Here is a 22,346-nt window from a genome sequence, read left to right on the forward strand (position 1 = left end):
GACCGACATGGGACTACTGCTCGCGCTGCTGATGGGCCTCGGCGTCTGGGGCGTCTTCGCCGGCATCCGCATGTACCGGGCCGAGGCGAAACTCCCCGGCGACCTGATGCTCGCCCTGGAGGTCGGCTCCACCCGCACCGGCGCGGTCGACTCCCTCGTCGACCGCATGGGCATGCGCTACGCCCCCGCCGTGCTGCGCCTCATGGGCCCGGCGCTGGTCGCCAAGTACCGGCGCAGGATCGACCTGGCGGGCAACCCCGGCGGCCTCACCATCGACCGCTACGCCGCCCGCCGCGCCGTCTACGGCGCCCTGGGCACGGTCGGCTTCCTGGTCTTCCTGCTGCGCGGCCAGCTTTTCATGGCACTGCTGCTGCTCGCCTTCGGCGCGTTCTGGACGGAGGTCGGCATCTGGTCGGCGATCCGCATCCGCAGGGACGTCATCGAGCGGACGCTGCCGGACTTCCTGGACGTGCTGGCCGTCGTGGTCAGCGCGGGCCTGGGCTTCCGGCAGGCCCTGGACCGGGTCGCGACGAGGTACGAGGGCCCGTGGGCGGACGAACTGCGCATCACGCTCCGCCAGATGGACCTGGGCATGAGCCGCAGGCAGGCGTTCGCGGAACTGCGCCGGCGCAACGACTCCGAACAGGTGGCGATGTTCGTCACGGCACTTCAGCAGGGCGAGGAACTGGGCGCCCCGATCGTTGACACGCTGGTGTCACTGGCCAAGGACATGCGCCGTACGGACGCGCAGAACGCCCGCCGGAAGGCGGCCCGCGCGGTCCCCAAGGCCACCATGATGATCACCACGTTCATGGTCCCGGCCACGATGATCCTCCTCGGCGCCGGCCTGATCCTCGGCTCCGGCACCGACTTCGGCTCGATCACGGGCGAGTAGGGACGGGGGCGGGACACGATGACGACGACCAGGGAACGCACGAGGCTGCGCCGCCGCCCCGCGAAGCCGCCGGAGATCACCACCCCACCCGCGGGCACGATCCTCCCGCCCCACGCGAGGACGGGCGCGCCCGACATCCCGGTGACCACGGTGACCCCGGCCCTCCCCCCGGGCTGGGAACCGGTGACCCGGACACACGCAGCGGCAGCCGCCGACGGCGCCGAGCCCCCACCGGGGCCACCCGCACCCGACCACGAGACCCGCACGGGTGGTGCGGGTGGGAACCCACGTCCGGCCGAAGGCCGGACGCACCCCCCACAACCCGCACCCGCGGCACCCGCACCCGCCCCCACCCCCGACGCCCACATCCAGGCCAACGCCCTCCAAGCCCTGTGCCGGCAGGCCTTCGGCTTCCGCCTGGCCATGATCGCCCTCGCCGCCCCCTCCGCCCTGCTCAACGCCGGCCCCGGCTGGGGCACACGCCTCGTCGCCACGGCAGTGGTCGTCACCTTCATGGCGTCCTACGTCCTCTTCCGCGACTGGGAACGCTTCGGCCCCCTCCTCCTGCGCCACCCCACCCTCCTGGCCGCGGACACCCTCTTCGGCGCCCTGCTCCTCGTCTCCGCAGGCCCGGACACCACCCTCGCCTACGTCAGCGTCTGCACCCCCCTCCTCGCGGGCCTGATCTACGGCTGGCGCGGCGCCGCGGTCTTCGCCTCCCTCCAGGGCCTGATCCTCCTGATGGTCTACGCGACCCTGGAGGAACCGCACACGGACCCAGCCCAGACGCTGCTCCTCCCCGGCCTCTGCGTGATCGCCGGAGCCGTCGGCTCCAGCCTCCGCAAACTGATGCTCCACCTCGGCCACGCCACCCGAACGCTGACAGCGATCCAGGCCCGCCTCGCCGTGACGGAGGCGGTCAGCGCCGAACGAGCCCGTCTGGCCCGCGAGATGCACGACTCGGTGGCCAAGACCCTCCACGGAGTGGCCCTGGCGGCGGACGGCCTGACCGCCACGGCGAGCGCCCCGTGCATCGACCCGGCCCTGGTGAAGCAGCAGGCGGAACTGGTGTCCCGCTCGGCCCGCAGAGCGGCCGCCGAATCGCGCGAACTCCTGGCCGACCTGCGCCGCGAGGCGGACCCCGGCCAGGGCACCGACGTCCTGGTGGAACTGGCCGCCCGCACCAGGGACTTCAGCAAGCGCACCGGCTTGACGGCGACCTACAGCCCAACGGGCGAGGACACCGTCCCCCCGGTCCCCCCGGCGGTGGCCCGCCAACTCCTCACCATCGCCCAGGAGGCCCTAGAGAACGCTCACCGGCACGCGGCACCGACCAGGGTCGACGTCCGCGCGGGCGTTCACGGAGACCTGCTCCGCATCAGCGTCTACGACGACGGAGCCGGCCTCCCGCCGGGCACGAAACTCGAACACCTCCGCAGAACGGGACACTTCGGCCTCGTGGGCATGGTCGAACGGGCGGCCTCGGTCGGCGCCCGCATCCGCATCGGCCGGGGAACCCTCGCCCAGGGCACGGAGGTCCGCCTGGAACTCCCTCTCGCGGCGGTGACGCCGACAACTCCGACGGAGGCCACGCCATGACGACACAGCCGAACCCCTTCGAGAACGTCCCACCGCCCGCCGCCTCCCTCCGTGTGGTGGTGGCGGACGACAACCCGGTGGTCCGCGCGGGCCTGACCGCCCTCCTCACCGGCCGCGAGGACATCACGGTTGTGGCGGAGGCGGCGGACGGCCGCGAGGCATGCCGGGCCGCCCACACCCACCGCCCCGACGTCATCCTCCTGGACGTCCGCATGCCCGGCGTGGACGGCATCTCGGCCCTGCCCCACCTGGTCGGCATCGCCCCGGTCGTGATGCTGACGTACAGCGGGGAGTCGGAGATCGTCCAGGAGGCACTGCGCAGGGGAGCGGGCGGCTATCTGGTCCACGGAGAGTTCACGGCGGACCAACTGGTGGCGGCGGTCCGCGACATCAAGAACGGCCGGCCCCACTTCACCCCGACAGCAGCAGGAGCGTTGCTCTCGCAACTCAGACAGGGGCAGCCCCCGAGGTACCGGCTGCCGGACGGGCTGGGCCGCAGAGCCACAACCCACCCAACGCCACCCGAATTCGGCCTGCCCCACATCCCGCCCCCACCTACTTCTGCGGAAAACCTTTCGCACATGCAACCGGATATGGCACAGTCGTCGTCTGGGTGGGCAAGGGGCCGCCCGGCCGCACCCGACAGGTCCAGGTTCCAACTGAGCGCGAGGGAGGCGGAGATCATGGACCTCATCGCATCCGGCATGAACAACCAGCAGATCGCCTCCACGTGTTTCATCAGCGAGAAGACGGTCAAGAACCACATCAACCGCATCTTCGCGAAGCTCCACAGCACCAGCCGTTCCGAGGCCGCCGCGAAGTGGCTCGGCACGGCACCCGGCTCGGGCCGAGGGGTGGGGTGACCACCGTGACGGCAAGGGGGAAGAAGCAGTGGCCCCGTGATTGGGCCCGGATTTGGGCCCTGGGGCCCTCTGACGGACGGGGCGGTCGACCGTACGTTGCCCGTGTCGAAAGCGGCCCCACGAAAGAGGCCGCCACCGCGTCAGCCGGAGGGGACCAGAATGAGCAACTGGATCAACACCACAGTCAGTTACCTCCACTCCCGCGCAGCCCGCAACGACAAGGGCCAGACCGCGGTGGAGTACCTGGGCATCATCGCGGTGGTCGTGGCCATCGTGCTGGCGATCTCGGGGACGAATATCGGCAACACGATCTTCACGGCGATCACTACGCAGATCGCGGACGTCGTCGACTGATTCGGCGTCTTCGTTACGGCGACGCAGGGCAGGCATTCCCCATCTACCTTACGGTGGTGGGGGGCCTGCTCTTTCTCGCGTTCGCGTACTTTGCAGTCGGTCAGGCCGCGGCGAACCGGAATGATGCGCAGACAGCCGCTGACGCTGCCGCCCTCGCGGCTGCCCAGGACAGGCGGGATCAGCTTGCAGATGCGTGGGTGAAGAACCTTCTCGACCCGACCAAGTGGCAGGAGATATTCGGCGGCGACGCCGAAGGGCTCGGTCTTTCGTGTTGGAGGGCGGACCAGTTGGCGGCACAGAACGAAGCTGTTGTGCTGGGTTGTTCTCAGGTTGGCTTGCTGGCCTACACGGTGGAAGTCCAGACGAACGACACCGTTGGGGATTCCGTCATTCCTAATACGGAGAGCATGCGGTCGAAGGCGTCTGCCAAAGCGGTGATTAAGGCCCGCTGCGGGTTCGAGGTTCCAGGAGAGGCAGCGGAGGACGACATGCTGCCTCTGCTCATTTGCCGGGGCGGTACGAAGTGGGAACTGGACCCGCAAGACCCTGAGCAGCTACTTCCGAAAGCCGCGGATCTCTTCGACGTCCACCTGGCCGACTGACCCACGAACGACGAGTGATGAAGGAAGCAGAGGCATGAACATGCGGTTCACTACGAAGGCCCGCAGGGGGATCGTCGCACTGACTGTTGCGGCCGGTCTGGCCCTCGGAGTGGTCGGCTGCGGTGGCGGGGGAGATGAGGACAACAAGAAGCCGGAGGCCTCAGCCTCCGCATCCAAGGGCGATGGCTCCAACCCGAGTCCTCAGGACGAGACGAACGAGGTGATGGCCGAACTCAGGGGTCAGGATGGGCTGCTTCTCCAGATCACCGCAGCAGAGCGTGATGCCGGCGGGTTCGTTACGGTCAGTGGCAATCTGAAGAACGACGGCGCGGAGCGCGTCGTCGTTCCGCCAGCTGTTCGAGGGGATGAAAGGGAAATCATTCGGAGTGGAATGTCTCTGGGTGGCGCGACTTTGGTGGACAGCAAGACCAAGAAACGCTACTACGTCCTGCGTGACACGGAGGGGCGTCCCTTGACAACGACCGGCTTCACGGTGATCGAAGCAGGGGACAGTATTGCTGTGTTCATGCAGTTCCCGTCTCCACCCGAGGGTTCGTCCGAAGTCACACTCCAGTTGCCGACGTTCGCCAGCGGCACCATCCAGATCTCTGGGTGAGGCAGAGGATGACTCACAACCGCCTGCTCCTCATCGGAGCCGTAGCCACCCTCCTCGCCGTAAGCCCAGCCGTGGCTCATGCCGACGACGGCCCCAGCGTCCCTCCAGGCACCGAAGCCACCGCCTCCGCCCCCGTCGAACTCGACCCCAACGACCCCGACCTCAAGCTGCCGGAGGGCGCCACGCTCGCCGAGCCGAAGGTTCTGGACATCAAACAGGTCGTCGAGGACCAGAGCGGCGACGAGCGCCGCGAGGACACCAACTCCGACGTCAAGTTCGCCCTCCAGGCCGAGGTCCTGTTCGGTAAGGACAGTGCCAAGCTCAGCGGAGAGGCGAAGTCCCGCATCGCCGCCATCGCGGATGAGATCAAGAACCAGAACGCCACGAAGATCCGCGTCTTCGGCTTCACGGACAACCTGGGCTCGTCCGCGCACGGCGACGTCCTGTCCCGGAAGCGCGCCGACGCCGTACACGGCATCCTCGTCCAGGAACTGAGCGACGCCAACGTCACATACGAGGTCCGTGGCTACGGCGAGCAGTACCCGATCGCCGACAACTCCACGGAGTCCGGCCGCAAGAAGAACCGCAGGGTGGAGATCACCTTCCCGCGCACGGAGAGCTGACTACAGCAGATGATCGGCCTTGCCCGCCTTGATCTCCAGGATCAGGGAGCGCAGGGCCTCTCTGCTGTCGGTGAGCGGCGCGTCCTCCTGCCCGGCGACGGCGATGTAGGCGTTGCCGCCGGCATCGGTTCCTATGCGGAAGCAGTTGTTGCCCTCACCGCAGAAGGGCTCTTCCCAGTCGATGCCGGTCATGAACGTGGCTCCTCAGATGTCGCGGGCAACGGTGTGGATGAGATCCCGCGAGGCCGCCGCAGGCAGCGCCGCGTTGTCCATCCAGTCCAGATGCGCACGGTACTTGGTGAGCTGCGCCTCGGCGCCGGTGAATTCCGGCCCATGTGCGGAGTCCAGCTGCACGGTGTCGAGTTGGGGTACAGCCCCCTCGGCATAGAGCAGGGCGTGTCCGGCACCGGGAAAGTCGCCCGCGCCGTTCGGAACGACTCGTACCTCTATCGCGTCGCGCTCGGACTCGGCAGCGAGGATGCCGAGCTGCTTTCGGGTCACCTCGGCACCGCCGTAGGGCATGCGTAGTGCGGCCTCATGGACGTAGGCCACATAGGGGAGCGGCTCAGCTCGCCGGAAGACCTGCTGGCGCTCCATGCGGTGGGCCACACGAAGTTCGACCTCCAGTCGGCTCAGTCGCGGGAGCACCGCGGCGAACACCGCTCGTGCGTACTCCTCGCTCTGGAGCAGTCCAGGCATGTGCATGACCTGCGCGGTGCGTACCCGGGTGGCGTGCCATTCCAACTCGGCGATGTCCAGCAATCCTGTCGGCAACGTGCCCCGATACTGCTCCCACCATCCGCGCTCCCTGCTTTCCGCCATGGCGACCAAGGCGTCGACGTAACTGTTGTCGCTGCACGAGTAGTTGCAGGCCAGCTTGCGCACGCGCTCGGCTGAGAAGGGGCGGATGCCCGATTCCATATTGGACAGTCGCGTTCGGTCGATGCCGAGCAGGCCGGATGCGTACTCCGTTGTGGCGCCTGCCGCCAGCCGCATCTTGCGCATCTCCGCACCGAGGCGCTTCTGTCGCTCCGTCGGCGTGCTTCTGGTCCCCATGCCGCCCCTTCTGTAGTCGGTGAGTGGTGCCGACATTCCCATCGATGGGGGTAAGTGTCCCCGAAACATTGGACATTTTGACTCTCTGTATCCTACCGTCGGTGACAGGTCGATTACGACCCGCACCCCCCGGAACGGCATCGCGCGAGCCTGCCCGCACCCTCCTGCCCTGGGAGAGGCGCGCTCGCGTCAGGGAGACGAGCCACCGGACGGGCCGCACCTCACCTGCCGAGAAATGGAGTTGCCATGTCCGTATCCGTCGGCCTCTGTCCGATCGCCGCCCCCGCAGACATCCCTCCCGCACCGCCGACTCCTGAGACCCTCTCCTACAGCTTCACCCTCCCCGCAGCCCCGCACAGCCCCGCGATCGCCCGCGCCGCGGCCCGTACCGTCCTACGGGCCCACGGACTGGAGGACATGACGGACGCGGCGGTCCAGGTACTCGGCGAACTCACCGCCTGCGCCTACCGCCTGGCCCCCACCACGGAGGTGTACGTCTCACTCCGCTACCGCGACGACGCCCTCCGCGTCACCCTCTACGACGCCCACCCCCGCCACACCCACCCCCGACTGGCCACGGTCTGCGACACCCGCCGCCGGGCCGCGCTCCGCGTCCTGGCCTGCGTCGTCAAGGCCTGCGCTGGCGACTGGGGTTTCGGTGACGCGCGGCAGCCGGGTGGCGGGACCCGGATGTGGGCCGTCCTGCCGAGGAACGGGGCGCGTGGTTATGCGACGTCGGCCGGGGGCCGTTGAGCCATCTCCTCGACGATCCTGGCGGCAGCCGTACGGCCTTCGGGGGTGGGCGTGAGCGGGTACACGTGCACGGCTCCCTCGCAGACAATCACGCTGATCCGGGTCCCTTCGGCAAGCGCGCGGCGTTGCAGCACCCGCACGTCGGGAAGGCACAGGTCGCGGGTGCCGACGTACACCTCCATGGGGGCCAGACCCGCGAACGGACCGTTGAGCGGGCTCAGGCGCGGGTCGGCCGGGTTGTCGCCGCCCGCCCAGGCCCGCCCCACCTCGACCAGCCCGACCGGGGCCAGCCAGGGATCGCGGCGTGCGGCGGCAGGTATCTCCGGGTTGCCGAGGGTCAGGTCGAGCCAGGGGGCGATCAGTACCAGCCGGCGAGGCTGGGGAAGCTCGGAGGTGCGCAAGGTCTGGGCGAAACCCATGGCCAGGCCGGCCCCGGCGGAGTCGCCGACGAAGGTGACCTCGGAGGCGGGTGTCCGGGCCAGCAACTCCCGGTACACCTCGGTGACGAGGGGATACGCCTCACGGTAGGTGTGCTGGGGAGCAAGGCCGTAGAGCGGGACCTCGACACGCACGCCCGCGTCGGCGAGCGCGCCGATCAGCGTCCAGTGCTGCTTGGCGATCTCGCTGACGTACGCCCCGCCGTGCAGGTAGAGGGCGGCGCGAGACGCCTCCCGCCCGCGAGGGGCGACGGTCCAGGACACGAACCCGTCGATCTGCCGGGCGGAGACATCATGGCGCTTGAGCAGCGCGGCCGGCGGCTGCCCGGACCCCTTCGGCGCACGCAATCGCCGCCCGGCCCGGGAGACACTCGACGAACGCGGCTTCATCCTCAGCCGCGCGTACAACGCGACCACGTGCATGGCCAGACTCACGGAACCTCCACAGCGGATGTCATGAGGTGACGCGTGGCGCCCCCGCCTCAAGGATGCCGTCTTTGCTTACCCACCAGACGGTGACGGCTCTGCCGGGTGTACCGGGAACATCGCCGTGGTCGACGCCGCCCTGGACGCTCGCGTCCCTGACCGGGCTCGTGCTCGCCCTCGGCGTGGGGTGCTCCTCGCCCGGCCCGGACGCCAAGGTCGGGTGCACGGGGTCCTCCCGCGAGTGCGGCGGTCGGTGTGAACGGCGGGCGGTGTCAAGACATCTCAGGGGGCCAAGAAGTCAAGCTGCGGAGTCCTGACGGATCGTGGTGGAGAACAGGATGAGGAGCGCTCCGAGGATCTGTGCGCCGGACAGATGCTCGTGGTTGACGAGTACGGCGAGGAGGGTGGCGGTGAGCGGTTCGAGGAAGAGAGCGATGATTGCCCCCCTGGGGCCCGCGTAGCGCAGGCCAGTGAAGTAGCTGCTGTAGGCGACAGCCGTGGGGACCAGGCCGAGGAAGAGCACGGCACCGATTACTGCGGGACGGGCCGGGATAGACATGCCGACCGTCAGCGTGATGGGCAGCAGCAGGAGACCTCCAGCCAGGAAACCCAGACCGATTGTGGTGATGTGATCGAGGCCGGGAAGTGGTTCACGGCGGTCCATCGACAGCACGGCGAAGCCTGCTGCCGCCAGTAGCGCCAGGCCGGTGCCGGCCATCCGGTGAGCGCCTGCGGTCGGCGAGCCGATCAGCAGTACCAGACCTGCGAGCGCGATGACCAAGGAGACGATGGCGCGGCGGGTTGGTCGTCGTCGGTCGAGGAATGCCGTCCCAGCAGTGATCAGGATGGAGACTGCGACCATCGTGGTCAGGGTGGCCAGGCCGACCGAGGTAGCAGCTACCGCTGCGAAGTAGGCAGCCTGGTAGCAGGCGAACAGGAGACCGGCAGCGGCGATGCGGAACAGGCTCTGTGAGTTTCGCGGTACCCCGACGAGTCGTCCACTCACCAGGGCATATCCGGTGATGAGGGTGCCTCCGATCAGCAGGCGGTATGCGGCCACAGCGACCGGGGCCAAGCCGGTGTACGAGGCGAGGATCGAACCGGCGAGACCGCCGGTTCCCCACAGAACTCCAGCCAGAACGAGCAGAGTGGTGCCGTTTCGCAGCATGGGTGCAGCGGAAAGCGACGAGCGTGCAGGCATGAAAGAGGACTCCAGCTTCGACGCAGAGAAAGTGAAATGGCGTCAAAGCAGGGCATCAGCGGATCGAGGGCTGATCAGGCAGCACCGAAGGGGGCCACGGCCGTTCGTCGTGCCGGGCCCAGCAGACGCCCCGCTCAGAAGCGGGGCGGTGAGCAGATGATCTGATGCTGATGCACGGCGCTCACCCTAGCGTTGGGCAGGCGCCAGCTGCAGTAGGAATCCAAGCCATGGTCATTTCTGACGCAATGCGCGGAGCCTCAGGTGGAATCTTCTGTGGTCACAGGGGTGAAGGCACGCTGCTCATCGAAGGGCACGTTGTTGTGCAGGCAGTGGTGGAGCTGTCCGAGGAAGCGGTTGAGCAGGTGGTCGTACTCCGCTGCCGTTTCCCCGGCCCACCCGCCCTCGCACGTGGCCCGGCCGTATGGCAGGCGGTATCAATGGGCGCCCATCCGCTCGTCCGCCGGTACCTCCGTGGCGAGGGAGTACGCCTCACGGTAGGTGCGCTGGGAGGGGAGGCCGTTGGTCGGTACCTTGACGCGCACACCGGCGTCGGCGAGTGCACCGATCAGGACCTAGGGCTGCTTGGAGAAGTCGCAGACGTAGGCGCCCGACGAACGCGGCTTCCTCCTGAGCCGTGCGTGCAACCTGACCAGGTACATGGCCAGACTCACGAACTCTCCGGGGCAATCGTCAGACGCGACCCCACCCGCAACCCCCACCCCTCCATCGCCCCCGCCTCGGCCTCGAGCACATGCCGTGCCCGGAGCCGGGGCAGCCCGAGCCGTCCCGGCGGCATGGTGCGTACGGCGATGACCTGGAGCCTTCGGTCGAGGTAGGCGACGTCGATGGGCATCCGCATGCGGAAGGTGTGCACGCTGTTGGCGGGGGAGAGGAGCAGCGCCCCGTCGAGGGAGTCCCGCCCCAGCAGCCCTTTTGTCCGGGCCCGGTAGGAGGAGGCGATCTCCAGGGGAACGCGTACCGGTGGCCCCGCGCCGGCATCCCCCCGCACGGTCAACTCCCCACGCCCGTCCCGCCAGCGCCCCATCCTCCACCGACCCCCTCCACCGTGGACCACGGCCAATCGAACCCACCGAACGTATCCCCGGCGGGCCCGCGACGTCAGTGCTTGCGGAGTTGCGCGGCCAGGGCGGCGAGGGTCTGTGCCGTTTCGGCCAGGCTCGCCACGGCGGTCTCCAGCTCCGAGGCGACGCGGGGTGCCCCGGGAAGGCCGGTGGATGAGGAGGGGGCGGTGACCGGCGTGCCGCGATAGCCGATGGGGCCTTCGTTGCAGCGCTGGTAGTAGCCGGTGAACGCCTGCCCGGTGGGCGCCCCGGCGAAGGACACCTGAGCCAACTGGGTCCCGTCCGATCCGCAGTTGCGGGTGATGTCGAGACGGAAGCGACGGTAGGCCGGGGCGGTGGCGCGGAGGAAGAACTCCCTCGTCTCGTAGCGCCCGGCGAAGGTCTCACCGGCACGCGAGTCCAGCGGCGTCCAGGCCTTGCCGTCCTCGGAGCCGTACAGCGTCCAGTCGCGGGGGTCGCGGTCGGGGAAGTCGTTCGCCGACGTCAGGGAGTAGGAGGCCACGGCGGCGGGGCCGGCGAGGGTGAAGTCGAGCCGGGCGGTGTCGTCGCCGGCCAGCCACTTGGTGCGGTGGTCATCGAGGAGATTGCCGGCCACCTCGCCGTTCTCGCGGTACTCGTCGCTCGCCGTGACCCCGGTCACCGCGACATCGGTGGTGGCGGTGTGCAGCACGGCCACGCCGGAGTTGCCCCGTTGATCACGCCAGGTCACCCGCTCGACGGGGGCCGCCGCACCGTCGTCGACCAGCAGCCGCAGCTCGCGGGAGATGTGCCAGCGACCGCCCCACCCCTCCTCCGTGTGGAAGCGGTGCAGGGTGGACGCGGAGAGGTTCTCGGTCTCCTCCGAGAACGGCCAACGGTCGCCGAGACGGCCCCGGTACTCGTACGCCGTCCCGTCCGGCGCTCGGTAACATCCATGGAAATCGGACATGTTGGACTGGAAGCTGACGGCGGACTCGGCCCCGTCCGCCGTACGCCAGCCGAGCTGCGCGGGCAGGGAGTGCTCGTCCCGGTCGAGGTGGAAGAGCAGCCGCGGTGCCGACTGCCAGGAGGCGGATGCGGAGTGGGCGAGGCGGCGCTCCGTACGGTAGGAGAACACCGAGTCGTGGGCCTCCGCTGTCCGGGCCCGCTCCGAGCGGCCACGTTCCCGGACGGGGTCCAGGGTGATCCGGTAGAGCCAGAGCATGCTGCGGGCCTTGCCCGAGGAACGTATCTCCAGGGTGTTGGTGCCCGGCTTCAGCAGATGACCGGGTACGGCGAAGACATTGTCCTGCGGAAGGTCCCCGCCCCCGGGCACGGTCAGATCCGTGACCAGCGGCTCGCCCTGCAGCAGGACGTCCATCGGGGCGTACCCGAGGGAGGAGCCGAGCTTGGAGACGAGGGCCGTGACGGTGAGCGTCGCCTGCTCGACGTCCTCCGGGTCCGCCACCTCGAAGCGCAGCGTCACACTCCCGCCCGCGTCCAGTGCCAGATGCGACCCGGCGGACTGCGCCCGCTGCCGCGCGACCTTCGTGTTGGCCAGCCGGGCCGGATCGGCGGAGAAGTCCGCGTAGGTGACTTCGAAACCCATGGAGTACTCCACGTTCTGAGGTGCTGTCAGTTGCCGCGCATCGCCACGTCCTCCGGTGCGCCGACGCTGATGAGGGACCCTAGTGCGCCGGACTGACACACCACCGGAGTGCGCGGTGACCCTCACGGGTGAACCCATCACGACCGGCGGTCACCGGCGTTTATCGGCTCCTACGGCATTCGATGCGGACGCCGCATAGGCCTGCAGACGAAGCAGAAGTGAGACGGGGTCGGGGCCGCGCGGGGGCCCGGACCATGCCGTGATCGGTCTTCGGTTTTGATCGTTCCTGGAGGTCGACGCCGAGCAACTCGACGAGATGGGCGCTGTTTTGGGCCCACGGGCCCATGCCCGGTCACTCGTCCCTTCCTACCCTCGGGTCCTGCCGTGTACCGAACGCGGTGAGATGCGCGGGGGACTTGAGGAGGGCCGGGCATGGCCTCGAACGGGGGAGGTGCGGAGTCGGGGGCGGTACCTGCTCCCAGGTACACGGGTGGGCGGCGGGAGATGCCCCGGCCTCTTTCCCGCGCCCTGTTGCTCGTGCACGCGCTGTTCGCGTTCACCGTGCTCGGTGGCGTGGGGCTGCTCCTCACCGCCGCGTCGTTCGACGCGGTGGACGGCACCCTGCTCGCCCGGGTGGCCTACGCCGCCGCTCCCGGCGTGCTCGGCTGGTGGCTGGCCCGCCGTACCTGGCTGGGCGGAGCCGGGATCTGGATCGGGCTGATCGTCGTACAGGCGTGGCTGGTCCTCGGATCGCTGTCCAACGTCGCCGACGGATCGGCCCGCGGTCTCACCCAGTTGCTTCTTCCGCTCCTGATCCTGTTCCTTCTGACCCGCACGGAGAGCCGCGACTGGTTCCGTCTCGCAGAGCCGGACCGGCGCGAGCGTCGCCCCTTCTCCCTGCCCCGGATGATCCGCTGGCGCCGGGACGACGGCGGCCAGACGGCGGTGGAGTACGCGGGGCTGATCGCGGTCGTCGCGGCGATCATCGGAGCCCTCGTCGTCACCGGCCTGGGCGGGCAGATCCTCACCGAGGTCCAGGCCCAGGTCTGCCGCGTCACCGGGGCGGCCTGCGCCGCGCCCGGAAACGGCGGCGGCGACGACGGCCGGGTCACCGCGGAGGACGGTGCCGACGACGGAGACGCAGGCGAGACGACCGGCGGTACGGGGAACCCTGGGGGCGACGCGGACGACACGGGCACGGGCACCGACACCCCGGACTCCGGCACCACACCCCCCGCACCGGAGGGTGACCCCTCCGTCGTGGACCCGGTGGCCGCCGAGGACGAGATCGACGAGCCGCCGTACGAGGACCCGACCGCGGCCACCGACGACGACGGTGGCGAGGGCTGTTTCTCCGGGTTCGGCGCGTTCTTCGGCTGTGCCGGGGACCAGTTGGGGCAAGTCGGCACGGGTCTGTTCGTCGACGGCATCTGGGGCGACCTCACCGGCATCTGGGACGTGGTGACCAACCCGGTCGACACCTGGAACGGCCTGATGGACTACGGCAGTTCCCTGGGCGACGACTGGATGGACAACACCGCCGACGCCCGCGAGAAGTGGGACGACGGCGACTATCTCGGCGCGATCTGGGACTGGGGCGGCGCCTCCCTCGGCACCGGCGGAACCGTCCTGTTCGACTCCTTCATCGGCGACGACGTCGTGGACCAGTGGGACAGCGGCAACGAGACCCGGGCCGTCACCACCGTCCTCTGGAACGTCGGCTCCCTCTTCATCCCCGGCTACGGTGAAGCGAAGATCGCCGAGAAGGTCGGCTCGCTCGGCCGGCTGAGCAAGGTGGTCGACGACGCGGTCGACGCCGCGCAGGACGCACGACGGGCGGTCGACGCGGGCGACTTCGACGCCCTGGACGACGCCGTCCGGCGCGCCGACGAGGCGGCGGACGAGGCGGAGGACGCAGCCCGGCGCACCGGCTGCACCATCGCCGCTCCCGCCCACGGAATTCCGTACGGCGGCGACAGCCCGCATCCCGGCCTGAACGGCGGGTCCGGCACCGGCACGACCGTGCTCGCCGCCGGTCCCCTCGCGAACAGCCCGTACGTCCTCCTGGCCGAGGGCAGCTGCGACGAGGAGGCCAGGGAGCAGGCCGAGGAAGCCCGCGCCGCGGAACGCCAGGCCTATCTGGAACGCAAGCGCGCCGAGGAACCGGACCGCGCCCGGGAAGCGCTGGAGAACCGCAAGCGGTACCCCGACCCCGAGCACGGCGACACCGGCGACCCGCGCAACTACGAACCGCCGGACTGGGCCGACGACCTGAACAGCCGTACCTACGGCGACCCGGACGGCGGTGACGGCTTCTGGGCGAGCCGCGACCGCAACCCCGCCCCCAACTGGCGCAACGAGTCCTGGCTGCGCTACCAGGAACAGGTCACCGGTACCCAGCGCGGATACGAGTACGTCGTCCCGCACCCCGACCCGGACGTGCCGGACGTCGAGTTCGACGGCTGGGACTCCTCCCGCGACACCTTCCTGGAGGCCAAGAACGGCTACGACAGCTACCTCGCCTCCGACCGTACGGAACTCACTCCGTCCGGCAGGGAACGGCTGCTGACCGAGGCGCGCCGCCAGGTGAGCGCGGCGAACGGCAAGGGTATCGAGTGGCACTTCTCCAACGAGGAGGTCGCCGACGCGGCCCGGGACGCCTTCGAGGACGCCGGCCTGGACATCGAGGTCGTCCACTCCGCCCCCGACCGCATCGCCGGCGAGAGACGCCCCGAGGCGTTCGACTGACGCGGCGGCGAACGGATCGCATCCTAAGGTGGTCGCGGCAGCGTGCGTGGGCGAGCGGCGAGCGGCGAGAGAAGAGAGACGGGACATGCGACGCGTGGTGCGGGGCTTCTGGGGGCCCCGGAAGGAGTCGGCGGACGACCTCGCCGCACGGTGGAGTACGACGCTGGAACGGTTCGCCCTGCTGCTGCCGGAGGCGGTGGGCGGGGCGGGGGAGTGGCGTACGGTGCCTGCCGCCGGGCCCGGCAGGACACTCCAGCCCGACGAGGGGTCACTGTTCCACGCCCTGCACACCGCCAGGGAGGCGGACCCCTGGGCGGCGGCGAACGGCACTTCGCTGCGGTTGCTCGCCGACCACCCCGCCCCCGGCTGGAAGGTGGAGATCGCCGTGCTGGCGGGCGGAACACCGGACTCCCTGCTCCAGTCACTCGTCGCCACGATCACCTCACCCGACGAGGCGGACCTTCCCGATGCCGCGCTCCTCACCGTCGTCGCGGAGGCCTGGCAGCCGGACTACGGCGACGTCAGCGACCGTGCCGTCACCGCCGCCCTGAAGAAGGAAGCCGGTTTCAGGATCGGCACGCCGTCGGTCGGCTGGATCGGCTACCTGTCGCCGGGCCGCGCCTCCCGCGTCCCCGCCGACCTGACGGCCGACCGCGTCGAACTCCCCACCGGGGGACTGCTCCTCGTCCTCACGACGGCCCCCGATGACACCGCGGCCGTCGTCGTGGCGTACGACACGCTCAAGAGGTCCGGCGCGCTGGAGCCACTGCCCCGCCCGATGAGCCGGCCCACCCTGTGACAGCCCGCGCGGGCGAGTCCTTCGACACGAACCGGGCGGTGTCCGACATCGAGACCGCCCTGTCCGTCCCCCTCCCGGACTCCGGCCCCACGACCGACGAGGGCGAACCGGTCACCGGCGAATGGACATCGACCCGAGGTGCCGGTTTCCTGCTGTTCCCCCTCTGGGAGAGCGAGGCCCTCACAGGGGTCTACGGCCCCGAATGGAACGAAGCGGAGGCGAGGGCGGAGGCGAACCTGACCGCCTTGGTCGCCGAACTGGACACCCGCTGGGGTCCGCACCGGAGGGTCCCCCTGGGCGGACCTGCACTGCGACGCCCGGCCGCGGAGCCCTTCGCAGCGCTCCTCGCCAGGGACTGCAACGGCGACCTGGCCGTCTGGGGCCCGTTGCCCGGTCCGGTACGCCGCTGGGTCGCCGTCTCCCTCAACCAGTCCGACGGTGACGCGCCGATGATCCTCACGGCCCTGATCAGTGACCGCCCGATCACATTGATGTGACCGTGTTGTAGCAGGAGTTGACCCCCATCGCACTGGTGCCGTGAGTCGTGCGCTGGATAACTTGGATGTGCTCGAGACAAGCCTCGCCCCACCGGGAGCCGACCGTGAACCGCCGTCCCACTTTGCTCGCAGCGCTCGCGCTGACCGCCACCGCGGCGTTGACGCTGTCCGCGTGCGGAAGCGACGACGACGATTCCACCAAGTCCGGAGACAAGATCGCCGGCGCCGACACGGGAGGCGAGAAGCCGGCGTCCCCGAGCGCGAGCGCGTCGGACTCGGGTGACCGCCCGACGATCACCTTCCCGCCCGACGCGAAGAATGTCTTCGAGGGTGGGAAATCCGGCGACCCTACGAAGGACGCCGTCCTCGCCGACAGTGCTCTCGGTGTCAATGCTGTCGACGAGGCCATCTTCAAGGGCAGTACAGACACCGAAGCACTGGGCTTCTACAACGCCGACAAGGCGCTCAGTTCCTCGATCACGTACGTACAGCGCTATGTCGACGCCAACGACACCTGGACAGGCGTGACGCGGTACTTCAACCGCAAGGTGTCGCTGAGTGGTGACAACAAGGCCTACGTCACCTACTGCTCGGACGAGAGTAAGTCGTACATCAAGAGCAAGAAGACCGGCAAGGTCGACAAGTCGCCGGCGACCGCGGACAGCTATGTGCTGTACAACGCGGCGCTCACCAAGAATGCCAAGGGTGTCTGGCAGACCACCGACATCGTTTCCAAGAGGGGGGCAAAGGAGTGTCAGCCGTGAGGAACGCGGCTAGGACCGGGACGGTTCTGGCGGTCGTATGCGCCTGCCTCTTTGCCTCTCAGGCGGCTTTCGCCGACCGGGAGAAGCACGGAAACCACGGCGACAACCAACAAAGCGCCGACACCCGCGACGACGGCACCGTCTCCGTCACCGTCGGCGGTGTCGTCTTCGACCGTTCCAAGAACGGCACCGGTGATTCCGCGGGCCCGCTGACCTCGTCCACCTCATGGTCGCCGCCCCCCTGCTGGTACGCCCCCAAGTATTCGCCCGAGGAGTTGCAGGAATACCTGGAGCCGATCTGGGAGGCCGGGTCGACGGGGCACGAGTGGGACGCGAAGCAGCGGGAGAAGTACCTCAACGAGGACGATCCGAAGAAGGACTTCAACAAGGACAAGTCCGGCAAGGGCTTTTGGTGGGGTTCGTACGTCGACAAGAGCTTCCCGCCAGGCTGGGACTCCTGCAAGGAGGACTACTTCTGGGTGGACCAGGGCGACCCGCCGCCCCCGAACATCGAGAACGCGGTCACCCCGGAGATCCTCGCCGAACTCGCGTACGCGGAGATCCGCGTCCCCGGCACCGAGGTCACCCTCGCCCCCGCGCAGGCGACGAAGGTGAACCTGCCGACCTGGGCGTGGCTCGACGCGGCCGAGTTCAAGCCGGTGTCGGTCACCGCGTCCGTCCCGGAGATCGGCATCGAGGCGACCGCCACGGCGGAACCGGTCTCGCTGGAGATCGAGCCGGGGACTCCGGACGCCGAGAGCTACCCGGCCTCCGGAGTCTGCCCGATCGTGGACGGTCGTATCGGCGAGCCGTACGAGAAGGGCAAGGCGGACCGGACACCTCCGTGCGGGGTGAAGTACCTGCGCTCCTCCGGCGACGGCACGTTCCCGCTCCAGGCGACGGTCACATGGAAGATCGACTGGACCGGGTCCGGCGGTGCGGGCGGTGACCTGCCCGACGGCGAGTTCGGCGCGACCCAGGACGTCGTCGTACAGGAAATCCAGGCCATCAACCGCTGAGCTCGGGCAGAGAGAGGTCTCCATGACGACACTGGGCGCGGTGCTCCGCCCGCAGCTTGCTCCCGAGCGGTTCCGTTCCGTCGCGAGGGCGGCGGACGCGGCGGGGCTGGAGGAACTGTGGCTGTGGGAGGACTGCTTCCTGGAGGGCGGCATCTCGACCGGCGCCGCCGCCCTCGCCTGGACCGAGCGGCTGCGGGTCGGGATCGGACTGCTCCCGGTGCCGTTGCGGAACGTGGCCGTCACCGCGATGGAGGCCGCGAGTCTGCACCGGATGTTCCCGGGGCGCGCGATCCTCGGGGTCGGCCACGGGGTGCAGGACTGGATGGGCCAGGTCGGGGCGCGCGCCGAGTCGCCGGTGACCCTGCTGCGGGAGTATCTGCTGGCGCTGCGGGCCCTGTTGGGCGGGGAGCGGGTGACGACCGAGGGACGGTACGTCCGGCTCGACGATGTCGCCCTCGCCTGGCCGCCGCACGGTCCGGTCGAGGTGCTCGCCGGTGCCACGGGGCCCCGTACGGTGCGGCTCACCGGCGAAGTCGCCGACGGGACCGTCCTGACCGCCACCACCTCGCCCGATGGCGTAAGGCGTGCGCGCCGGCTCATCGAGGAGGGGCGGGCCGCGGCGGGGCGGAGCGCGGATGCCCACCGCGTGGTCGTCTATCTGCTCGCCGCCACCGGAAGCGCCGCCGGTGAGCGGCTGCGCGCCGAGCTGGTCGCCGAGGGAGCGGGCGCGGAGGCGGACCTCGGAGTGGCCGGGAACGCGGACGTCGTCGCCGAGGCGGTCCAGCGGCTGGCCGACGCCGGAGCCGACTCGGTGATCCTCCAGCCGACCGCCGACGAACCCGACCCCGAGGGCTTCGTACGGTTCGTGGCGGAAGAGGTACGGCCCCTGGTGCCGTGAGGCACGGACAAGGGCACCAACAGGGGCACGGACAAGCGTACGGACAAGCGCACGGACAAGGGTACAAACAGGGGCACGGACAAGGGCGCGGATAAGCGGGCGACAGACGGGGCCGGCCTCGTGCAGGGTCGACTCATGTCCGACCAGCAGACGCGCACATTCGAGGAACTCGTCGCCGAAGGTGCCGCCGTCCCCACCGAGGGGTGGGACTTCTCCTGGTTCGAGGGGCGCGCCACCGAGGCCCGGCCCTCCTGGGGATACGCCTCGTCCCTGGCCGGGCGGCTCGGCGGGGCCGACGCGGCGCTCGACATCCAGACCGGGGGAGGGGAGGTCCTGGACTTCGCCCTCACGCACGCCGCCCGGACTCCCGCCCTCACCGTCGCCACCGAGGGCTGGCCGCCCAACGTCGCCCGGGCCACCACGCTGCTCCGGCCCCGCGGTGTCGCCGTCGTCGCCTCTTCCGAGGACGCGCCGCTGCCCTTCGCCGACGAGGCCTTCGACCTGGTCGTCAGCAGGCACCCGGTGCGGGCCCCCTGGGGCGAGATCGCGCGCGTGCTCCGCCCCGGCGGCACCTACTTCGCCCAGCACGTCGGACCCAGCAGCGCGTACGAGGTCGTCGAGTACTTCCTCGGCCCGCAGCCCGAGGACCAGCGGGAGGCGCGACATCCCGATCGTGAACGGCGCGCGGCGGAGACCGCCGGGCTGGAGACGGTCGACCTGCGGGCGGAACGGCTGCGCATGGAGTTCCACGACATCGCCGCCGTCGTGCACTTCCTGCGCAAGGTGGTCTGGATGGTGCCCGGCTTCACCGTCGAGGCGTATCTGCCGCGCCTGCGTGCCCTGCACGAACGGATCGAGGCCGAGGGCGCGTTCGTGGCGCACAGCAGCCGGCATCTCGTCGAGATGCGCAAGCCTCCGCCGCGGTGACGCTAGGCGTGCGGGCCCACGGACACCGGGCCCACCACCAACTCCGCCGTCGTCTCCATCACTTCCCCGACCCTTTCCACCTGCTCGCCCAGTTCCCTGGTCTGCCGCGCCGTCAGCCGTCCGAGCGGTTCCACCGTGATCCGCGTACGGCGCCCGCCGCGCCGCTGGTGCCATACGCCCGCGACCACGCCGTCGGCCAGCAGCACCGGATGGTTGCCCGCCTGGCCGCCCGCCAGCGCCCTCCGGTACGCGGCGCCGGGGAAGAGGCGTTCGCGGGGCTGGGCCGCGATGACGTACGCGTCGAAGTACGGCAGGAGGCGCAGGCCCCGGCCGGCCGGGGCCTGCGGGAACTCCGTGTCGCCCGCGGCCACCCACCAGCCCCGCGCGCCCTCGAACCCGACCTCCTCGATGCCGCCGTCGGCCGCCAGCCGCGCGAACAGCTCGGTGGCCCAGTCGGCGGGTGCGGCCAGCCACCGGGCGAAGTGGGCCGGGGTCGCCGGACCGTAGGCGTGCAGATAACGGTGTACGAATCCGCGCAGCGCCTCGTCCCCGCCGGTGTCCGCGACGCCGCGGACGCCGTCCGTGCCGGGCGGGCGGGTGTACGTCACCTTGCGGCCCCGGTTCGGGCCGAAGCACAGTGAGCCCGCCCAGCCCGCCCGGTGCAGCACTTGGCGCCAGCGCGGCCACATCCCCTGGAACGCCGGCATCACCAGCTCGCCCGCCCAGGGGCCGGTGCGGGCCATGACGGCCTCGTGCAGCTCGTCCATGGTCAGACATGCGCCGTCGAGCGACTCCCCGATCGCGGCCACGACCTGCTCCTCCTGCTCCTCGGTGAGGCGGGCGCCCCGGGGGAGGCCGTTGGATCCCCTCGGCACCGCGCTCAGCGCGGCGCACCACAGGGGGAGTTCGTGCGTGGGGAGCAGATGGACCGTTCCGCGCGGACCGTACGTCTTCACCAGCGAGCGGTCCTCCCACAGCGCGGCCCGTACATCCGCCCTTGTCGTGGCGCTCCCACGCAGCCCCGCGGACAGCTCGGCCGCCGACAGCACCTGGGCGTGCGCGCCGCGCATCGCGGCGACCACGTCGGCGACGGGCGTGCCGTCCGGCGCCGGTGCGGCCAGGAACTGTCGGTCGATACGCCGCGCACTTGCCGCGTCCCAGGTGAGGGTGGGGGTCGTCGTCATGCTGCCGACCCTAGGACCGATAGAGGTCGGTTTCTGTCCTCGATCGCTCGGATCTGAGCCTGCGGACCGGTTTCCGCATCGTTATCGATCGCGGGCTGGTGCTCGGGGCGGGCGCTCGCATAGGTTCGGACCAAGGTGGTTCGCGTGAGCAAAGCTGCGCGGGGCGGTACCGCGCAGTGGAGGGGGCTGCGCGGTGCCCGGACCGCGCAGCCCGGCTCCGTCCCCCGGGCTTCTCGAGGGCCGATCGCGCGTGCCTCGAACCCCCACCGCCCGCCCCTCGGAGTCCGTCCCCGGGTCAAGCCGGCGCTGCCGCCGGGGTCACCCGTCGGGGGGACGACCGGAAGAGTGGCCTACGGGGTAGCGGATCGACGCCACAACCTGCACAGGGTCCCCTCAACTCTCGTTTTTCCCCAGGAAATCGCCGTGTTCCGGCCATGCAAGGGCCGTGAACGACCCCTTTCCGGGCTGCCGAGGCGTCGCCGGACGACTCCGGAGAGTGATTGTGGCCCGCCAATGCGCGCAGCATCACTTACGAAGGGTTATGGTGGAAACCCCCCCTCGGGCCGGTCCGTATCCCCCCCACGGACCGGCCCGTTTTTTCTTGCCCTCCCGTGCCGTGCCCTCGGCGGGGGGTTCCCTGGCTAGAGTCCAGGCATGTCGAACGAGCATCCGACACCGCCTCATCAGCCCCCCGGCCAGACCGGCCAGCCGGGTCCGTACGGTCCGTACGGTCCCTCCGGCGCCTATGGCCCGTACGGGCAGGCCCCCGCGCCGCCGCCCGACTCCTACGGCACCCCACCGGCGGCCCACCCCTCGTACCCGGGGCCCGGAGCGCAGCAACCGCCCTACCCGCAGCCCGGTGCCCAGCCCTACCCCGGTACCCCGCCGCAGGGCTGGGCCGGGCCACCCGCGTACTACGACCCGTCCCAGCAGGTCTTCACCATGCCCGGCTCGGTACGCGCCGCCCAGATCGTGAGCTTCGCGACCTTCGGGTTCGGGGTGCTGATGAGCATCGTGGTCGGTGTCGTCGTCGGGCCCGAGGAGGCGGGGCGGGCCTTCAGCGCGTATCTGATGAGCCTCGTGCTGTTCATCCTGGCGTTCCAGTATCCGAAGGCGGGCCACGGCGTGCGCGTCGCCTCGATCGTGCTGGCCTCCGTGCAGATCCTGTTCGCGCTCAGCGCGGCGGCCCAGGGCGTCCCGCTGGGGATCGTGCCGCTCGGCACCGGCATCGCGCTCGTCGTGCTGCTCAGCCAGGGCACGGCCGGACAGTGGTTCCGGCGGCCGCGCGCAAACGGTGTGCCGCCGCAGTACTCGCCGTACGGCTGACAAACGCGTCACCCCGGACTTTGGGGACCCCTGCCCCGGCGGGGGTAGTCTTTCCCCTTCGGGGACCGCCATACGGACAGGGCCGCCCGCGGCCGAGACCGGGCCGCTTG

At 70.1% G+C, this 22,346-nt stretch carries 23 protein-coding genes; 16 read left to right on the forward strand and 7 right to left on the reverse strand.

The window, feature by feature from the left end; all coding sequences use genetic code 11:
* Positions 1-7: 7 nt before the first annotated feature.
* From ACIF9R_RS02555 to ACIF9R_RS02585, 7 genes are all read left to right on the forward strand, one after another.
* Positions 8-895 carry a DUF5936 domain-containing protein gene (locus ACIF9R_RS02555; protein WP_399973242.1) on the forward strand — a complete coding sequence of 296 codons (888 nt, stop codon included), beginning with the start codon at positions 8-10 and terminating at the stop codon, positions 893-895.
* A gap of 18 nt (positions 896-913) precedes the next feature.
* Positions 914-2,494 (forward strand): sensor histidine kinase, encoded by a 1,581-nt coding sequence (locus ACIF9R_RS02560; RefSeq protein ID WP_399973244.1) that lies wholly within the window; start codon positions 914-916, stop codon positions 2,492-2,494.
* Entirely contained in the window at positions 2,491-3,357 is an 867-nt protein-coding gene (locus ACIF9R_RS02565) for a response regulator (RefSeq protein ID WP_399973247.1), read from the forward strand. The genes ACIF9R_RS02560 and ACIF9R_RS02565 overlap by 4 nt, the downstream gene beginning before the upstream one ends.
* 159 nt (positions 3,358-3,516) lie before the next feature.
* Positions 3,517-3,711, forward strand: a complete 195-nt coding sequence (locus ACIF9R_RS02570; RefSeq protein ID WP_399973250.1) for a Flp family type IVb pilin — start codon at positions 3,517-3,519, stop codon at positions 3,709-3,711.
* Positions 3,711-4,313: a pilus assembly protein TadG-related protein gene (locus ACIF9R_RS02575; RefSeq protein WP_399973969.1), complete on the forward strand. Its 603-nt coding sequence runs from the start codon at positions 3,711-3,713 to the stop codon at positions 4,311-4,313. Before ACIF9R_RS02570 ends, ACIF9R_RS02575 begins: the two co-directional genes overlap by 1 nt.
* 34 nt (positions 4,314-4,347) lie before the next feature.
* Entirely contained in the window at positions 4,348-4,929 is a 582-nt protein-coding gene (locus tag ACIF9R_RS02580; RefSeq protein WP_399973252.1) for a hypothetical protein, read from the forward strand.
* A gap of 8 nt (positions 4,930-4,937) precedes the next feature.
* The gene (locus ACIF9R_RS02585) at positions 4,938-5,552 is read left to right on the forward strand and encodes an OmpA family protein (protein ID WP_399973255.1); all 615 of its coding nucleotides are present in this window, start codon (positions 4,938-4,940) and stop codon (positions 5,550-5,552) included.
* On the opposite strand, the gene ACIF9R_RS02590 is transcribed toward ACIF9R_RS02585, so the two are convergent.
* Complete coding sequence (locus ACIF9R_RS02590; protein WP_399973258.1) at positions 5,553-5,744, reverse strand: hypothetical protein; 192 nt, start codon at positions 5,742-5,744, stop codon at positions 5,553-5,555.
* 12 nt (positions 5,745-5,756) lie between these two features.
* On the reverse strand, positions 5,757-6,608 hold the full coding sequence (locus ACIF9R_RS02595; protein ID WP_399973259.1) for a helix-turn-helix domain-containing protein: 852 nt from the start codon (positions 6,606-6,608) through the stop codon (positions 5,757-5,759).
* Between the two features lie 246 nt (positions 6,609-6,854).
* On the opposite strand from ACIF9R_RS02595, the gene ACIF9R_RS02600 reads away from it, so the two are divergent.
* Positions 6,855-7,361: an ATP-binding protein gene (locus ACIF9R_RS02600; protein ID WP_399973262.1), complete on the forward strand. Its 507-nt coding sequence runs from the start codon at positions 6,855-6,857 to the stop codon at positions 7,359-7,361.
* On the opposite strand, the gene ACIF9R_RS02605 is transcribed toward ACIF9R_RS02600, so the two are convergent.
* The 4 genes from ACIF9R_RS02605 to ACIF9R_RS02620 form a co-directional block, all read right to left on the reverse strand.
* Positions 7,334-8,233, reverse strand: a complete 900-nt coding sequence (locus tag ACIF9R_RS02605; RefSeq protein ID WP_399973265.1) for an alpha/beta hydrolase fold domain-containing protein — start codon at positions 8,231-8,233, stop codon at positions 7,334-7,336. The genes ACIF9R_RS02600 and ACIF9R_RS02605 overlap by 28 nt on opposite strands.
* Before the next feature lie 289 nt (positions 8,234-8,522).
* Positions 8,523-9,392, reverse strand: coding sequence for a DMT family transporter (locus ACIF9R_RS02610; protein WP_399973268.1), 870 nt, complete (start codon positions 9,390-9,392; stop codon positions 8,523-8,525).
* 700 nt (positions 9,393-10,092) lie between these two features.
* Positions 10,093-10,470: a DUF192 domain-containing protein gene (locus ACIF9R_RS02615; protein ID WP_399973270.1), complete on the reverse strand. Its 378-nt coding sequence runs from the start codon at positions 10,468-10,470 to the stop codon at positions 10,093-10,095.
* Between the two features lie 74 nt (positions 10,471-10,544).
* Positions 10,545-12,074: a discoidin domain-containing protein gene (locus tag ACIF9R_RS02620; protein ID WP_399973272.1), complete on the reverse strand. Its 1,530-nt coding sequence runs from the start codon at positions 12,072-12,074 to the stop codon at positions 10,545-10,547.
* Positions 12,075-12,578: 504 nt separating this feature from the next.
* Between ACIF9R_RS02620 and ACIF9R_RS02625 the strand changes: the two genes are divergently transcribed.
* From ACIF9R_RS02625 to ACIF9R_RS02655, 7 genes are all read left to right on the forward strand, one after another.
* Positions 12,579-14,822 carry a Tox-REase-5 domain-containing protein gene (locus tag ACIF9R_RS02625; RefSeq protein ID WP_399973275.1) on the forward strand — a complete coding sequence of 748 codons (2,244 nt, stop codon included), beginning with the start codon at positions 12,579-12,581 and terminating at the stop codon, positions 14,820-14,822.
* A gap of 85 nt (positions 14,823-14,907) precedes the next feature.
* Positions 14,908-15,621 (forward strand): hypothetical protein, encoded by a 714-nt coding sequence (locus ACIF9R_RS02630; RefSeq protein WP_399973278.1) that lies wholly within the window; start codon positions 14,908-14,910, stop codon positions 15,619-15,621.
* The gene (locus ACIF9R_RS02635) at positions 15,618-16,118 is read left to right on the forward strand and encodes a hypothetical protein (protein WP_399973281.1); all 501 of its coding nucleotides are present in this window, start codon (positions 15,618-15,620) and stop codon (positions 16,116-16,118) included. The genes ACIF9R_RS02630 and ACIF9R_RS02635 overlap by 4 nt, the downstream gene beginning before the upstream one ends.
* A gap of 104 nt (positions 16,119-16,222) precedes the next feature.
* A complete protein-coding gene (locus ACIF9R_RS02640; protein WP_399973283.1) occupies positions 16,223-16,882 on the forward strand; it encodes a hypothetical protein in 660 nt (219 codons plus the stop codon).
* A complete protein-coding gene (locus tag ACIF9R_RS02645) occupies positions 16,870-17,901 on the forward strand; it encodes a hypothetical protein (RefSeq protein ID WP_399973286.1) in 1,032 nt (343 codons plus the stop codon). Before ACIF9R_RS02640 ends, ACIF9R_RS02645 begins: the two co-directional genes overlap by 13 nt.
* 22 nt (positions 17,902-17,923) lie before the next feature.
* Positions 17,924-18,799, forward strand: a complete 876-nt coding sequence (locus ACIF9R_RS02650) for an LLM class flavin-dependent oxidoreductase (protein WP_399973289.1) — start codon at positions 17,924-17,926, stop codon at positions 18,797-18,799.
* A 135-nt stretch (positions 18,800-18,934) separates the two neighbouring features.
* Complete coding sequence (locus ACIF9R_RS02655) at positions 18,935-19,726, forward strand: class I SAM-dependent methyltransferase (protein WP_399973291.1); 792 nt, start codon at positions 18,935-18,937, stop codon at positions 19,724-19,726.
* Between the two features lie 2 nt (positions 19,727-19,728).
* Here the strand turns inward: ACIF9R_RS02655 and ACIF9R_RS02660 are convergent, their stop codons facing one another.
* Positions 19,729-20,910 (reverse strand): winged helix DNA-binding domain-containing protein, encoded by a 1,182-nt coding sequence (locus ACIF9R_RS02660; protein WP_399973294.1) that lies wholly within the window; start codon positions 20,908-20,910, stop codon positions 19,729-19,731.
* Positions 20,911-21,564: 654 nt separating this feature from the next.
* Here ACIF9R_RS02660 and ACIF9R_RS02665 point away from each other — a divergent pair.
* Complete coding sequence (locus ACIF9R_RS02665) at positions 21,565-22,236, forward strand: hypothetical protein (protein WP_399973296.1); 672 nt, start codon at positions 21,565-21,567, stop codon at positions 22,234-22,236.
* Positions 22,237-22,346 lie beyond the last annotated feature (110 nt).

The organism is Streptomyces sp. NPDC086080, from assembly GCF_044540255.1.
Taxonomy (GTDB): Bacteria; Actinomycetota; Actinomycetes; order Streptomycetales; family Streptomycetaceae; genus Streptomyces.